Below are 14730 nucleotides of genomic sequence, written 5' to 3' on the forward strand. Positions count from 1 at the left end.
TGTGAGATTAGGCACAATCGAAGGTGGTTTGTTTTTGACGGTGCTTTTGCATGTCAGCCAAAAGGCTGAATTTATCTATTGCAAAGCAGATGCGCTTTCAACTGGCTGCTAATCGGATACGATGTAAATAAAGGGGCCAGGCTTGTCGGCACCAGTGTAAGGGTAAAGAGATAGTCAAGGAGGAATTTAAATGGCCATTACCACACAAAATATATTTGAACCGTATACGTTTACATCCGGTTTGTCTGTCAAAAACCGCATTCTGATGGCACCGATGACCACATCATCTTCAGATCCGAATGGCGATGTGACAGAAGACGAACTAATCTATTACAAAAGGCGTGCCGAAAGCGGACTGGGAGCTGTCATTACGGCTTGTGCACATGTCGAGCCGTTGGGTGTCGGATTTCCGAATCCATTAGGGGCAGACAGCGATGAACGAATTGCCAGTCTGACCCGTTTAGCAACATCCATTCAAGACGGAGGCGCTAAAGCAATCCTGCAGCTTTATCATGCCGGACGCATGTCGAATGAAGACTTGCTGAAAGGCGAACAGCCGGTTGGACCAAGCGCAGTGCCGGCGCCGCGCCCCAATGCGGCGGTTCCGCGTGAAATGACCGAGGAAGAAATTGAAGCAACGATTGCGGCATTCGGAGAAGCCGCCAGACGGGCTATCAAAGCAGGCTTTGATGGAGTCGAAATACACGGCGCCAATACGTATTTGATCCAGCAATTCTTTTCTCCCCATTCCAATGTCCGCACCGACAAATGGGGAGGCGATGTGACTGCGCGCATGGCGTTTCCGATAGCCGTCATCAGATCGATCCAGCAAGCTGTTGCTGAATATGCAGAGAAGCCTTTTGTCGTGGGTTACCGGATCAGTCCGGAAGAACGTGAAGAACCGGGCATCACAATGGATGATACATTGAAGTTTTTGGAGGCCATTGCTGACGAAGGCATCGACTACATCCATGCGTCAGTCGGCAAATTTTTCGGCGGATCGATCCGTGAGGAAGACAACCGGTCACGTGTGGAAATGATCCAACAGCATATTGGCAACCGTGTACCGGTGATCGGGGTAGGGGGCTTACAGACGCTTAAGCAAGTGAAAGAAGCATTGGAAGTCACGCCGTTGGTGTCGCTTGGCCATGCCTTGATCATGGACCCGGACTGGTTGGCGAAAGTGAAAAAAAGCCGGGACGAAGAGATTTTTCAGGCAATCCATTTGAGCAAAAAAGAACAGCTGGATATTCCAGAGAACTTATGGAATATGGTGACCAAGGCACCGGGCTGGTTCCGGATTGAAGAGTAAGAAAACAAGGGACTAAAGGAAGCCGGGGAATTCCGCACTTTAGGGCTGATCTAATAAAAAACGCTGTCTGGATTGATTCCAGACAGCGTTTTTTTGAGTTTCTATAACGAGTTTTCCGCAGTTTTACCGGAAAGTACCGGGCGTTTTCTGCCCATTAGATTGACGATCATGACCCCGCCGATTGCAATGACGCCACCGATAAGCGACAAAGCAGTCGGCAGTTCATGGAGCCACATCCAGGCAACGATAATCGCTACTGCCGGTTCCAGATAAATCAGGCTTGAAACAGAGCTGGCATTAGCAAGTGACAAAGCTGTTGCCCATGTGACATAGGCGATTGCCGCAGGGAATATGCCCACATAAAGAATCGCTAAATGGGCTTCCAGTGTGGCGCTTTGCATGGCACTGAAGAGGCCCGGTGAAAAAATAAGAAATGGCAAAGTGCCGGCCCATGTAAAGTAAGCGGTCAATTCAATCGCCGAGTAGCGTGTCAGCAGCGGCTTCTGGAAAACAAAGAAAATTGCTGATGCAAACGCAGCGACCAATACCAGCAATGCACCATTGGTCAAAGTGAGGGATGCACCTGCAGATCCGAAAGCGATAAACAGAATACCGATAAACCCAATGCCCAGACCCATCCAGCCAAGGCCAGTCAATCTTTCCTTTAAAACAAAAGCCGCAATCAGCGCTGTAAAAATCGGTCCGGAACCGACCAGCATGCCGGCGGTGCCGGCAGAAATCGTTTCCATGCCAAATGTAACGAAGATATGGTACACGCTGATGCCGATCCAACCGAGAATAAGGATCCGAACGGCATCGCCTTTTTCGGGCAGCCGAAATTTGGTTCCCGGCCACAGTGCATAAATCAGGAACAATGCCGAGGCAATCAGGAAACGGACCAGCACATTCTGTCCTGCGTCATAGCCGCCCTGCAGTCCAACGCGAATGGCGGCAAAGGAAGAGCCCCATATTAAAACTGAGAATAATGCCAATGAAAAAGCTTTTGCGTTCAAGTGATCTCCTCCATTAACCATTGATTGAACCAATGGCTATCCTGCCTGCAATCATAAAACAGACAAAGATTATTATATTCTTTTCAGGAGGAAAAGTCTTCAAGAAGAAACGGCCATTTTGGAAACTCGAACCTGTCAGACAATTTTTCGTCCGCTTCGGCCAAGTGCATAGTAGATGCCATGCTGGAGGCTTTGCAGCGATTCAAAAGTATTCAGGCTGTTTTGGGATTGTGCAATGATAATGGCGAGTTCCGGGGAGATGCCGACAAGAATGACTTCAGTTCCCAACAGCCTCGCAGAAGCGCCAAGTTTATCGATCAACGATGCGGTATGCTCCGTGATGTGCTGATTCAGCCCGCTTAGATCTACCAACAGGTAATCCGCTTTATGCTTCGGCAACTCGGTCAGAGTTTTAAAAATCAAATCTTCAGTCCGCTGTTCATCGTAGCTGCCGATCATCGGCACCACAATAATGCCTTCCAGCACAGGGATGATGGGAGAGGATAGTTCCTTCACCAGGTTCTGAAGAGATTGTGTATGCTCATTGACCCGGGCTTCCAGCTTTCGGATTTGTTCAGCTTCCTGTTTGCGGGACAGCTCATGGATGTTTTGCTGGACGGTCACGGTTGAAGGGGAGTACTCCACAATGCTATATGGCGTACTGTCATTTTGATGCTGAATGATTTTATACCAGAAATTGATGCCGAACAAGCCGGTTAGGACACCGGCGTAGTGCGAAGGCACAAAAATGCCTTTTGAGTTTTTGTTTTTCAGCAGGTTCATCTTATACTCCCAATCGTTCTGGATATGCATCGTAAATGTATTTTTTTCATTATCCATTTCAACGATTTCAACTTTGCCCCAACCGGCAGGAGCGTATGTATTGGAGATCCATTCAACAACATTTGATGTATCAATTTGCTTCATGTCTTTGAACCCTTCTCCAACAATGACGCCTTGGCGAAATCCGGTGGTTTCCAAAACCAATTGTGTGGCTTCGATTCCAGAAATGTCTTTAATTGTGTCAAAGAACGTTTCCATTGCCGAGGTCCAAAAGAGAACCACATCTCCTCCTTCAAACAGAACTTCGCCAGTTTCCAAATTCCATTCCAATTCGATGCCACCGACCGTAATGTTTTTTTGGTTCATACCATAAATTCCTCCATCTTTTAAAAATAATTGCAACGTAAATCCTAACTCGTCTTTTCAGTATTCCCGCAAGAATAAACAATATGTCTGGATATGGAATTTTTTTACCCCGGATGAAGCTTCTTCTTTGAGAAATGGTATGCAGTAAATATCTTTTAATGGGAGAGATCAAAAGGATAACTGACCTGAGTCAATTTTTCCGATACGTCCCACAGCCTTCGGGAGATTTCCTGGTCGGTTGCATTGGCATGGGGCGTGCCAAGAGCAGGGTAGCCTTTTCGTTGAAACTGGCCGAGAGGACCGATGTATTCGCCGCCTGTCATGTTCGGTTCTGTCGCCGCATAGATTGTCGATAAAGCGCCCATGCCGGGAGGCTGGAGGAAAAGATTGGCGATGCGTTTAAGAGCTGACGGTATTTCACGCGTGCCAAGCTTTAGGATATTGGTGGCAGAGACGCCCGGATGGCAGGCGATGCTGATGGTTGGGAAGCCATGTGCTTTCAAGCGTTTATCCAGTTCCAAAGCGAAGTACAAATTGGCCAGCTTGCTCTGGTTATAGAATTTCTTTGTGTGGTATCCTTTTGCTCCGTCGAGGTTGTCAAAGTCGATTGAACCCCGGCTGTGTGCCCGGCTGCTGATGGTGACAATCCGGGAGCCAGGGGTGTTTGCCAACAGCGGCAAAAGCAGGCCGGTTAATGCAAAATGCCCCAGGTGGTTGCTGCCGAACTGCATTTCAAAACCGTCTTTTGTTTTGGCATAAGGCGGTGCCATGATGCCGGCGTTATTAATCAGAATATCGAGCTGGTCAAAAGAACTTTGGAACTTGTCGGCAAAGGTTCTCACACTTTGCAGGTCCGCTAAGTCGAGTTGCATCACATCGATTTGAGCCCTGGGGTGGAGTTCAGCCAATAGTGCTCTTGCGGCATTTCCTTTTTCCGTATTACGCACAGCCAAGATGGTTCTTGCCCCCATTGCCAGTAGCCCTTTGGCCGTTTCCAATCCAATGCCGCTGTTGCCGCCCGTGATGATGACTGTATTTCCTGTAAGCAAACGATCACTTCCTTTTTTTCAGCCCATTCAATTGGGTTTAGTCTTTAAAGGTTATTTTATCGGTTGTGCGGATTTTTTGGAAATCCCAGGGGAAAGATGTGAATATCACTTTATTATTTATTCAGGAGACTTAGCGGTAGAATGGAGAAAAGGAGGCGGGAACCGGTTTATGGAGATTAAAATTATGGAATTGACCAAAACGTTCAAAGATCGAGTTGCCGTTGACCAGCTTTCCCTGACAATTGGGAAAGGGGAGTTTTTTGCCCTGTTAGGTGAAAATGGAGCGGGGAAGACCACCACCATCAAAATGCTGAGTTGCCTCATGGAACCGACAAGTGGGGACGCCATCATGCTGGGCGACAGCATTGTGGGGAATCCGCAAGCGGTTAAGAAAAAGCTGAACATTTCACCTCAGGAAACGGCAGTGGCGCGAAACTTGTCTGTACAGGAAAACCTGGAGTTCATTGCCAGGATTTATGGCAGCACGAAACAGGATGCAGAGCAAAAAGCGATTCGGCTGATGGAGATGTTCGGCTTGGCGGAAAGGGCCAAAAGCAAAGGAAGAAATCTGTCAGGAGGAATGGAGCGCCGCTTGAGCATCGCAATGGCGATGATTTCAGAACCGGAAATCATTTTTTTGGATGAGCCGACCGTCGGGCTGGATGTCCGGGCACGTTTGGATCTGTGGCAGATTTTGTTGAATTTGAAAGGGCAGATTACTATTATTTTGACGACGCATTATTTAGAAGAAGTGGAAGCGCTGGCGGATCGCATTGGCATTATGCATAAAGGCAGGCTGCAGGCGCTGGGGACACTGGAGGAATTGAAACACCAGACCGGGCAAATCAAGCTGCAGGATGTATTCCTCCAGCTGACAGCTGAGGAGGAAAATCCATGAAGGCTCTGACATTCGCACAGCGCAATCGAAAGGAAATTTTGCGCGATCCCATGACGCTGCTTTTTGGAATGGTTTTGCCGGTCCTGATGCTATGGCTGTTTTCGATGATGTCCGAAAACATGCCGTTTGATCTCTTTACGCTGGAGAAGCTGGCTCCTGCCATCATCGTCTTCAGTTTTTCGTTCATCACTTTATTTACCGGCATGCTCATTGGCCGTGACAAAAGCAGCTCTTTTTTAATGAGGATTTTCGCATCACCGATGGCTGCCACCGATTACCTGATCGGCTATGCATTGCCGCTATTGCCGGTAGCGTTTATCCAGATGTCTGCCTGTTACGGAGCAGCGCTGCTTTTGGGGATGCCATTTACATATGACGCTATTCCTGCATTTGGTTTGCTGGTCATCATTTCATTTCTTTATATCGCATTCGGCCTGTTCTTCGGCACCTTTTTCACGGATCGTCAAGTCGGGGCGATCTTTGCGATCTTCGTCAATGTCACGACCTGGTTTAGCGGAACCTGGTTTGGGCTCGAAATGATCGGCGGTACGTTCGAGACGGTTGCTTACCTGCTGCCATTCGCCCATGCGGTAGATGCTGTGAGGGCGGCGTTTGCCGGCAATTACAGCGAGGTCTTCATACCGATGCTGTGGGTTATTGCGTATACAGTAGTGATTTTCGGCGTAGCGGTATGGGGATTTAGGAAAAGGATGCGCGGATAACTCGGTTTTTGGATGGAACTGTTTAAATTAAAAGACAAGGAGTTTTGAAAATGGGTTATGTAGAAGAACTTCGTGCAGTCGTCGGTCACCGGCCGCTCATCTTCGTGGGCGCAGTTGTGGTGATTGTGGATGGGGAAGGGCGCTTGCTTTTGGAGGAGCGGAAATTTCCGAAAGATTTATGGGGGCTGCCAGGCGGATTGATGGAACTGGGAGAGTCGACGGAAGACACCGCAAAGCGGGAAGTCATGGAAGAAACCGGCTTGACGGTCGATGAGCTGAATTTGATCAATGTCTATTCAGGGCCACAGCATTTTGTGGTAGCTGAAAACGGAGACGAGTTCTACGTCGTAACGCTTGCCTATTATTCGAATAAATACAAGGGTGAATTAATTGTTGACCAAAAAGAATCCTTGAGTTTCAAATTCTTTTCGCCAACTGAGCTTCCGGATAAGATGGTCGGCAGCCACCGCGTTGTGATTAAGGAATTTCTCCACAAGCATTATTCATCTGTATTTGCAGAGTGACAAGACAATAGTGAACAGAAAAAGCCACTTTCATGAATGAACATGAAAGTGGCTTCAGCTTGTAGACAAAAGAATATTTATGTCGTTCAAAAGTTGAATATGCAATTTATTGTCTTTCTATTGGATCCTGCACTCCAGGCGGACGCTTTCCTGCGGGCTTGCGCCGAACTAACTCGGACTAGCGCCCGAGTGGATTTCGGCACTTCGCTATCCCGCTGGAAGCGAGTCGGGCTATGCCTGACTCGTTTGCGACGAAGCTAGCGAAGCGATGCAGGAGCATATCTTTGCCCTTCGCCGCCTTGCGCTTCGGATCTTTGTATGAAGGAGTTACCAAGTTTATTGGGACGATGGTTTCCGGATCCTGACTAGCAGGCCATTTCCTTTGAATGAAGCTACACGCCCCCGATCGGGTCGGCCACGGAGACTCCTTTGCGACGAAGCTAGCGCAGCGATTCAGGAGCACGGGTTTTTCCAGTGACGAGGAGGCTGAAGCTGAGTCCACGGAACGCGAAGTGGCCGGACCGGTTGGGGTATGCACCGCTATTCTTTTTGGAAAGACTGTGCAGAGGCATTACTGAAATCAAACGTTACGCCGGTCAGTTTTTCTGAGACTTCCCAAAGTTTCCGGGAAACGGCTTCATCACCGGCTGATGCATGGGGTGTATCCAGGGCCGGATAACCTTTGCGCTGGCCTTTGCCGTCAGGGCCGATATATTCGCCGCCTTTCAAATTCGGATCTGTAGCCGCATAAATGGTCGGCAAAGCCCCCATGTCAGGCGGCTGCAGAAAGTTATGCATTAAGGTTTTCAAGAATTTGGGCGCATCTCGCTTGCCGAACTTAAATAGGTTGGTTGCGGAAATGCCGGGATGGCAGGCCAGACTCATTGACTGCAAGCCGTACTGCTTGAAGCGCTTGTCCAATTCCTGTGCGAACAGCAGATTGGCCAATTTGCTTTGGCTGTAGAACTTCATTGGCTTATAGCCTTTTGTGCCATCAAGGTTATCGAAATCGATACTAGCTCCTTTATGGGCCAGGCTGCTAAGAGAGACGACGCGTGAACCAGGCGTATTCTTTAGCAAGGGCAGCAGCAGTCCGGTTAATGCGAAATGGCCAAGGTGGTTGCTGCCGAACTGCAATTCAAATCCATCTTTCGTTTTGGAGTAAGGAGGAGTCATGACGCCGGCGTTATTGATCAGCAGGTCGAGTGAATTATGTTGGCGCTTAAAACTGTCCGCAAACCCATTGACGCTCGCCAGGTCCGATAAATCCAATTTCATTACAGATATCGATGCTTCTTTATTGTCGTTAAGGATTAACTGGCGCGCAGCTTCACCTTTCTCCGTATCGCGCACGGCCATGACGATGGTTGCACCGCGTTCTGCCAATACTTTAGCGGCTTCCAATCCAATTCCACTGTTGGCGCCAGTGATGATGGCGGTCTTTCCGGTTAACTGTTCCAAACAATCAGCTCCTGAGTAATTTACTTATTCTGCTGATAAAAATACCATGGAGTCCTTCCTACAACAAATTATTGGATCCATAAAATTGATTTTTTTACATATTCGGCTGAAGAGAAGGGTAAAGAGAAAGTATCTGCAAGAAATGGGAGCGATAAGATGGAGAAAAATGAGAAGTTGGCGGGCTTGGCTTTTTTGTTGCTGCTGGGCGGACTTGGTCTGGCTGCCTTGTTTATTGTGTTGTTTGCAGAACTTGCTGAAGAAGTGATGGAAAAGGAACTTGGCCAATTTGACAGTTCGATCATTGACAGCTTTGGGGCCATAGCGGGCGGAACAATGGATAATGTGATGTTCATTATCACAGAAACGGGATCGGCTTGGTTTTTGACTGTGTTATCCATAATTGCCTTGACTATACTAGGCATTAAAATGAAAGATAAATGGGGCGTGTTGTTTTTTATTATTGCAGTCGGAGGCGGTTCGCTCTTAACGCTGTTGCTGAAAAATGTATATGACAGACAGCGTCCGAGCATCAATGCTGAAATTGATGCTGTCGGATACAGCTTTCCAAGCGGACATTCGATGGGTTCACTGATTTTTTATGGTTTTGTGATTTACCTGGTTGTCCGGACGCACCAACGGCGGTGGATCCAATGGCTGACTGTCACTTTGTTGGGGATGCTCGTCTTGTTGATCGGCAGCAGTAGAATCTACCTCGGCGCCCATTTTCCCAGTGACGTACTCGCCGGCTATGCAGCAGGTCTTATCTGGTTGATTTTAAGCTTGATCGCTTTAGAGTGGATTCAATGGCATAGCAGAAGTCCGGTGCCGCCAGTCCAGGCATTGCGAAAATTATTAGGTCCTCTCTACAGAACAGTGCGGACAAAAATACCTTTCTTCAGGTAAAGAAGAAGTAGTTGGGTGAATCGATAAGGAGGAAAAGAGGATGGATTACAAAAAGATTACAGTGGCAGGAAGCGGCGTGTTGGGAAGCCAAATCGCCTATCAAACAGCGTTTAAAGGATTCGATGTGGTGATCTATGACATCAATGAAGAAGCGATCGAGAAGTCGAAACAACGATTGGCCAAGCTGATGAAAAACTACCGCAAAGATTTTGGCTCAAGTGAAGCGGAAGTGGAGGCTGCATATGGCCGATTGTCTTTCAAAACCAATTTGGCTGAAGCAGTATCCGATGCGGATTTGGTGATCGAGGCAATTCCTGAAGTGACAGACATTAAGACGGCTTTCTATAAGGAGCTTGGCAAAGTGGCTCCTGAAAAGACCGTGTTTGCCACCAATTCTTCGACCTTGCTGCCCAGCCAATTCGCAGACGCGACAGGACGGCCGGAAAAGTTCCTGGCTTTGCATTTTGCCAATACGATCCGCATCAACAACACTGCTGAAATCATGAAGCACCCCGTAACAGCTGACTATGTGTTTAACGATATGATCAAATTTGCTGAAGCGATTGGCATGGTGCCGCTGCCTTTACATAAAGAACAGCCGGGCTATATTTTGAATTCCCTATTGGTTCCGTTCCTGGAAGCAGCGGAACTGCTGCTGGTCAAAGAAGTTGCAGATATTGAGACGGTAGATAAAACCTGGATGATCGCAACGGGTGCGCCGCTTGGGCCATTTGCCATATTGGATGTGGTGGGCATCAATACAGCCCATAATATTGTTCAGGCGAAAGCTGCCGCTACCGGCAAAGAAGAATTCGTAAAACTAGCCGACATGCTGAAGACCGAATACCTCGATAAAGGCAAACTTGGAAGAGAAACTGGTGAAGGGTTTTACAGCTATCCGAATCCGGCTTTCATGAAAGCAGATTTCTTGAAAAATTGACGAAAAACCACGTTTGGCCAGCTGCGGCCAAACGTGGTTTTTTAGGTTAGGAAATTCAGAAAACTGGGTATCCATTATTATCAAAATGAAAAGAAGGGATTTTATGAATCGGATATTCGGAATTTTGGTGGCAGTAGGAGTGCCTTTAACGGTAATCGGCTCATTTCTGGATTGGCCGAGCATGCCATGTTTTTCATTTGTTCGGTCAGTGTCGTGGCACTCTCCAGCTTCATGGGGAGAGCAACAGAAAGTCTGGCGATTGTCAGCGGGCCGCGTATCGGTGGTTTGCTGAATGCGACGTTCGGAAATGCTGTGGAATTGATCATCTCTATTTTTGCATTGCAGGCAGGGCTGATCGGCGTAGTATTGGCTTCCCTGACAGGTTCCGTATTAGGGAATCTTCTGCTGGTTGGTGGATTGTCATTTTTTCTTGGCGGCATCAAATTCAAGCGGCAGATGTTCAATGTCCACGACGCCACCCATAATTCCGGATTGCTGATCTTTGCTGTGGTCGTGGCATTCGTCATTCCGGAAATCTTTTCGATGACCATGAATGAAACCGAAACCATTCAATTGAGTGTCGGCATTTCGATTATCATGATCTTATTGTATTTGGCAGGGCTCTTTTTCAAGCTGGTTACGCATCGCGGCGTATACAGCCATGCAGACGCCGCACAGGATACCGAACATGAAGAGCCAGAATGGCCCAAAAAGAAAGCATTGATAATTTTGCTGCTTGCCACATTGGTAGTAGCTTATGTATCAGAAAACCTGGTGCATACCTTTGAAGAAGTGGGCGAGCAATTCGGCTGGTCTGAGTTGTTTATCGGCGTCATCATCGTGGCCATTGTCGGAAATGCCGCTGAACATGCTTCCGCCCTCATTATGGCAATGAAAAATAAAATGGATGTTGCAGTGGAAATAGCGATTGGTTCCACTTTGCAGATTGCCATGTTTGTTGCACCAATCTTGGTGCTGATTTCACTTATCATGCCGCAGCAGATGCCGTTGGTGTTTACAATTTCAGAGCTGGTCGCCATGATCACAGCGGTATTTCTTGCCATCAATGTTATGAACGACGGGGAGTCGAATTGGTTTGAAGGCCTGACATTACTAGCTGCTTATCTCATCATGGGCATCGGGTTTTATTTATTGTAAGAAAGCGGAATCCTGTTTTTTTCTGGGACGGGTAAACAGATACAGCAGGACATTCATCACCCCCATAAAAGCGATAGCAAGAAACAGGTAAAGAGAAACGGCGTCTCCGCCTAAACCAATTTCGTCTACAATAATCGCGTGGTAATAAACGACTTGCACAGCGACAGCGATGGTCACAAGTGATAAGCTAATCACTGCAAATCCGTTGAGCAGGTGGGTGCGGATTTTTGGAATGAGCTGCGCAATACACAAAATCAGGGCCACGCCTAACAATAGAAAGAGGATAGGCCTAAGCAATGTGAATGTGCCAAAGCTTTCAAATGAGCTGTAGGTATACATGATGGGAACCTCCTTACTAAAACTGACTTCTGTTAAGCTAGAACGATAACCAGCCGGAATAGGTTTCCAGAAAAAAACAAGCGGTACACGAAAGAAATTCATCGTGTACCGCTTGTTTTGTATTACTGGATCGATTGGAAGCTGTCTTTAATTTCAGCATTGCCGACATGGCCGGTCAGGCTTTTGACGAGTGTACCGTCTGAGCCGATATAGACAGATGTCGGGTAGCCGATGACGCCGTATTCATCGAAAAAGGTTCCGCCTTCGTCCAATAACACGGTAACATTTTCAGCATTCGGGAGCCCTTCAAACCATTTGGCGAAGGACTCGGCGCTTTTTTCTGCATTGGAGCTGGGGGACACAATCGTCAACACAGCAAAATCATTTTCTTCAGCAGCTAAGGTATTCAGTTCTTCCATGCCTCCGAGGCAAATTGAACACCAGGATGCCCAAAATTTCACGTAGACTTTTTGGCCGGCATAATCGGCAAGGTTATGCTGGTTGCCATCCAAATCGATCAGTTCAAAGGAAGGGGCAGGATTGCCATCGTTCAATTCTCCAGCACCTTGGGAACTGCTGCAGGCGCTCAATACGATAAGAAGAACGAGCAGCAAGATGGATTTTATCGATGCGTTCATTGCAATCATCCTTTACTGTGGAATTGCGGCTCATCTCTTTATACCCCCATCATATAGTGGAACTCCGATAAAAGAAATTAGAGCGCCTCAGGAAGTTTAGAAAACCCCTCTTCTTCTTTATGCGAAGAGGGGGGAGTCAGTCTCCAGCGTTATTCAATTGGTCCAGGGCATTCTTCTGGATAATCAGATCCGAAATCTGCAGCTGTTCTGCTGCTGTTTTGATATGGGGTTCACATTCTGCAAATTCAACTTTCTCGCCGGATGACGTGTCGTAACATGTGCCGCTTCCGCTTGGAGAAGTGAGGTCAGGCTTGAAATAAAATTCCTCGACGCGGAACGAACCATCACGAAAAACGGTCAAATTATTGTCTTCGTCGAGCAGAGATTGTCCAAGCATATAAGGAGGGTCGATGTTTACGATATCCAAAATGGTTGGGGCAATATCAATTTGGCCACCGCTGTTTTCAATGACGCGACCCTCTTCCATGCGAGGTTCTTTAATGAAGAGAGGGACCCGTTGATCCAGTTCGAATAACTCGACTTCGCTTTCAGCTCCTGATTCCCGTGCCATTTCACTATCGGCTTGCGTCAATCCACTGTCATGGTCGCCATAAAACACGATAAGGGAATCATCCCACATGTCCTTTTCCTTCAATTTTTCAATCATCACCCCAACAGCTCCATCCACGTAATGGATGGTTTCGTAATAACCTTTCAGCAACGGATCTTCATAACCGGTCAAATCCAATTGTTTCAAATCCTCTGGAATCTCATAAGGGGTATGGCTCGACAATGCAACTAAGAAAGCGAAATAAGGTTCTTTCAACTGTGCTGCATGGTCGATGGATGTTGTGAAGAAGTCCTCATCATTCACAGCCATGCCGATTTTCTGGTTATCCGGGAAATCAGGTTGGCTGAAGAATTGATTAAAACCGATGTTTTGATAGAAATCATCACGATTCCAGAAATCCTTCTCGAAAGCATGCATGGCCGCAGTATCGTAGCCGGCATCTTTCAACAATTCTGGCAGCCCGTCAAATTCATTTTCCGCATATTGCGTATAAACGGATCCAGATTTTAATGGTTGCAACGAAGCCAATGTAATGAATTCAGCATCTGACGTTCGGCCTTCGTGCGTCTGATGGTAAAACGATGGGAAGAACAAAGTTTCTTCTTTTAAGGCATTTAAATGGGGAGTCAGTTCCTGCCCATTCACTTGTTGTCCAATCACTGAAGTCTGGAAAGATTCCAGTTGCACAAGGATGATGTTGGGTTTTTCAGAGTCGGATACAGCTGAAGGTGTCTCGGGATCCAGGTCTTTGATCCATGAGGCTTCCTGTGCTGTGATGCTGTCATTAGTGAACAGTCCACTGACACCTTTTGCAAAATCCAATCCATGGTAACCCCAAAATCCAAGCTGGTAATACTCACGCATATTTGAAATCGGTTCATCGACCAGCCACTTTTCTTCGTTGATGTAGCTATTTGCCAACGGAATGGCAAACAAGAGAAAACCAAGGGCAAAGCCAGCTCCCGCAAGAAGTCTTTTTGTCTTACGGGTTGAGGTTTCCTGATTTTTACGGCCAGCAAAAAGGACCAGGGAAAAGAGGAGCAAATCAGCAAAAAAGAATAGATCTTCGGCTTGGATCAAAGTCATAAAGCCGCCCCCGACATCACTCATCTGCGTGACATCAGAAAGCAGACTGATGGACAACAGATCATCAAAATAACGGTAGTACCAAAGGTCGGAAACAAGCAGTGTACTGTGTAAAAACAATAAAAGCATTAAAATCCACCGGCGTTTCCGATAGCTTAGTAAAAGCGTCCAACTGGACAAAACGACGATGGAAGCAAGGTTTAGGATAAAGAAACTGAATTGGAACTCAGTTCCGGAATAAACACTGAAGAGGAAAATTTTTGATATGGACAATACCAGGTAGATCCAGTATTCAAGGAATTTCATGGCGCACCTCCGAACAAGTTAAGCCGCTTTGCCTATGTAAATGAAGCACTTGCCAGTGAACCATTTTTTCTTCCTGCAAAACGAGTCTGTTCTTTTTCATTACCACTTAGCGGGCAAGCAGAAACCTGTAGAGATGTCTGTATTGTGTCAACTAGAGGAGGTTCCTGTTTAGTTTGAATGGAAGGGGGTTTCGGGTATTTAGAAAGAGAGGATAATATCAGATTTAAAGGGATGTTCAGCCAGTGGGATTGCCATTATCAACAGTTGAATTACAGCAGTTAAATGAAGGAGTGTTTAATGTGGATCTATATAGGAACATGCACAACGGCCCGCCGCCAGCCCGCGCAGAATGCCAGTATCCCGTGTTGCCTGTCGGGCAGAACTTTGTAGTGGACTTTGGTAGGCAAAAAGCGCTTCATGGCAAATGGCAAGTCGTAGTGAACGACGAAGCCCCCTTTTACTTGTGCCAGCGTGTTTTTGAAAATGGTACATTGTCAAGGCGAAAATCAGCAGACCATCGACGCAAATTTTTCGAAAGGGAAATTTATCTGGCATTGGAAAAGGAAGAATGAGGAAGAAGAACAGACCGATGAAACCGTCCTGTAACCAGTGGACGGTTTTTTTGTGAGGTTTGGTTTCCGGCAGCTGCAGGGATTTACAT

At 47.0% G+C, this 14730-nt stretch carries 14 protein-coding genes and 1 pseudogene; 8 read left to right on the forward strand and 7 right to left on the reverse strand.

Annotated elements, in window-relative coordinates; genetic code table 11:
* The first annotated feature begins 190 nt into the window (after positions 1-190).
* Positions 191-1312, forward strand: a complete 1122-nt coding sequence (locus QMA04_RS10560) for an NADH-dependent flavin oxidoreductase (protein ID WP_290185666.1) — start codon at positions 191-193, stop codon at positions 1310-1312.
* Positions 1313-1413: 101 nt separating this feature from the next.
* On the opposite strand, the gene QMA04_RS10565 is transcribed toward QMA04_RS10560, so the two are convergent.
* The 3 genes from QMA04_RS10565 to QMA04_RS10575 all read right to left on the reverse strand — a co-directional run bounded on the left by QMA04_RS10565 (position 1414) and on the right by QMA04_RS10575 (position 4523).
* On the reverse strand, positions 1414-2325 hold the full coding sequence (locus QMA04_RS10565) for a DMT family transporter (protein ID WP_290185668.1): 912 nt from the start codon (positions 2323-2325) through the stop codon (positions 1414-1416).
* Between the two features lie 135 nt (positions 2326-2460).
* Entirely contained in the window at positions 2461-3474 is a 1014-nt protein-coding gene (locus QMA04_RS10570; RefSeq protein ID WP_290185670.1) for an STAS domain-containing protein, read from the reverse strand.
* A 155-nt stretch (positions 3475-3629) separates the two neighbouring features.
* Positions 3630-4523 carry an oxidoreductase gene (locus tag QMA04_RS10575; protein ID WP_290185671.1) on the reverse strand — a complete coding sequence of 298 codons (894 nt, stop codon included), beginning with the start codon at positions 4521-4523 and terminating at the stop codon, positions 3630-3632.
* Positions 4524-4692: 169 nt separating this feature from the next.
* On the opposite strand from QMA04_RS10575, the gene QMA04_RS10580 reads away from it, so the two are divergent.
* The 3 genes from QMA04_RS10580 to QMA04_RS10590 are packed head-to-tail and all read left to right on the forward strand — an operon-like array spanning position 4693 to position 6667.
* On the forward strand, positions 4693-5421 hold the full coding sequence (locus QMA04_RS10580) for an ABC transporter ATP-binding protein (RefSeq protein ID WP_290185673.1): 729 nt from the start codon (positions 4693-4695) through the stop codon (positions 5419-5421).
* Positions 5418-6143 carry an ABC transporter permease gene (locus QMA04_RS10585; protein WP_290185674.1) on the forward strand — a complete coding sequence of 242 codons (726 nt, stop codon included), beginning with the start codon at positions 5418-5420 and terminating at the stop codon, positions 6141-6143. The genes QMA04_RS10580 and QMA04_RS10585 overlap by 4 nt, the downstream gene beginning before the upstream one ends.
* Positions 6144-6193: 50 nt before the next feature.
* Entirely contained in the window at positions 6194-6667 is a 474-nt protein-coding gene (locus tag QMA04_RS10590) for an NUDIX hydrolase (protein ID WP_290185675.1), read from the forward strand.
* A 540-nt stretch (positions 6668-7207) separates the two neighbouring features.
* Here the strand turns inward: QMA04_RS10590 and QMA04_RS10595 are convergent.
* Positions 7208-8128 carry an oxidoreductase gene (locus QMA04_RS10595; RefSeq protein WP_290185676.1) on the reverse strand — a complete coding sequence of 307 codons (921 nt, stop codon included), beginning with the start codon at positions 8126-8128 and terminating at the stop codon, positions 7208-7210.
* Positions 8129-8284: 156 nt separating this feature from the next.
* Here QMA04_RS10595 and QMA04_RS10600 point away from each other — a divergent pair, with 156 nt between their 5' ends.
* From QMA04_RS10600 to cax, 3 genes and pseudogenes are all read left to right on the forward strand, one after another.
* Entirely contained in the window at positions 8285-9031 is a 747-nt protein-coding gene (locus QMA04_RS10600) for a phosphatase PAP2 family protein (protein ID WP_290185677.1), read from the forward strand.
* A gap of 40 nt (positions 9032-9071) precedes the next feature.
* Positions 9072-9971: a 3-hydroxyacyl-CoA dehydrogenase gene (locus tag QMA04_RS10605; RefSeq protein WP_290185678.1), complete on the forward strand. Its 900-nt coding sequence runs from the start codon at positions 9072-9074 to the stop codon at positions 9969-9971.
* 103 nt (positions 9972-10074) lie between these two features.
* Positions 10075-11129: pseudogene (cax, locus tag QMA04_RS10610) on the forward strand (calcium/proton exchanger).
* Here the strand turns inward: cax and QMA04_RS10615 are convergent.
* From QMA04_RS10615 to QMA04_RS10625, 3 genes are all read right to left on the reverse strand, one after another.
* Positions 11121-11468, reverse strand: a complete 348-nt coding sequence (locus QMA04_RS10615; RefSeq protein WP_290185679.1) for a hypothetical protein — start codon at positions 11466-11468, stop codon at positions 11121-11123. The pseudogene cax and the gene QMA04_RS10615 sit on opposite strands and share 9 nt — an antisense overlap.
* Positions 11469-11590: 122 nt before the next feature.
* Positions 11591-12106 carry a TlpA family protein disulfide reductase gene (locus QMA04_RS10620; protein ID WP_290185681.1) on the reverse strand — a complete coding sequence of 172 codons (516 nt, stop codon included), beginning with the start codon at positions 12104-12106 and terminating at the stop codon, positions 11591-11593.
* A gap of 136 nt (positions 12107-12242) precedes the next feature.
* Positions 12243-14069 carry an LTA synthase family protein gene (locus tag QMA04_RS10625; RefSeq protein ID WP_290185682.1) on the reverse strand — a complete coding sequence of 609 codons (1827 nt, stop codon included), beginning with the start codon at positions 14067-14069 and terminating at the stop codon, positions 12243-12245.
* Positions 14070-14311: 242 nt separating this feature from the next.
* Between QMA04_RS10625 and QMA04_RS10630 the strand changes: the two genes are divergently transcribed.
* Positions 14312-14641, forward strand: coding sequence for a hypothetical protein (locus tag QMA04_RS10630; protein ID WP_290185683.1), 330 nt, complete (start codon positions 14312-14314; stop codon positions 14639-14641).
* The last annotated feature ends 89 nt before the right edge of the window (positions 14642-14730 follow it).

Origin of the sequence: Planococcus sp. APC 3900 (assembly GCF_030407735.1) — a bacterium.
GTDB classification, from domain to species: Bacteria; Bacillota; Bacilli; order Bacillales_A; family Planococcaceae; genus Planococcus; species Planococcus notacanthi.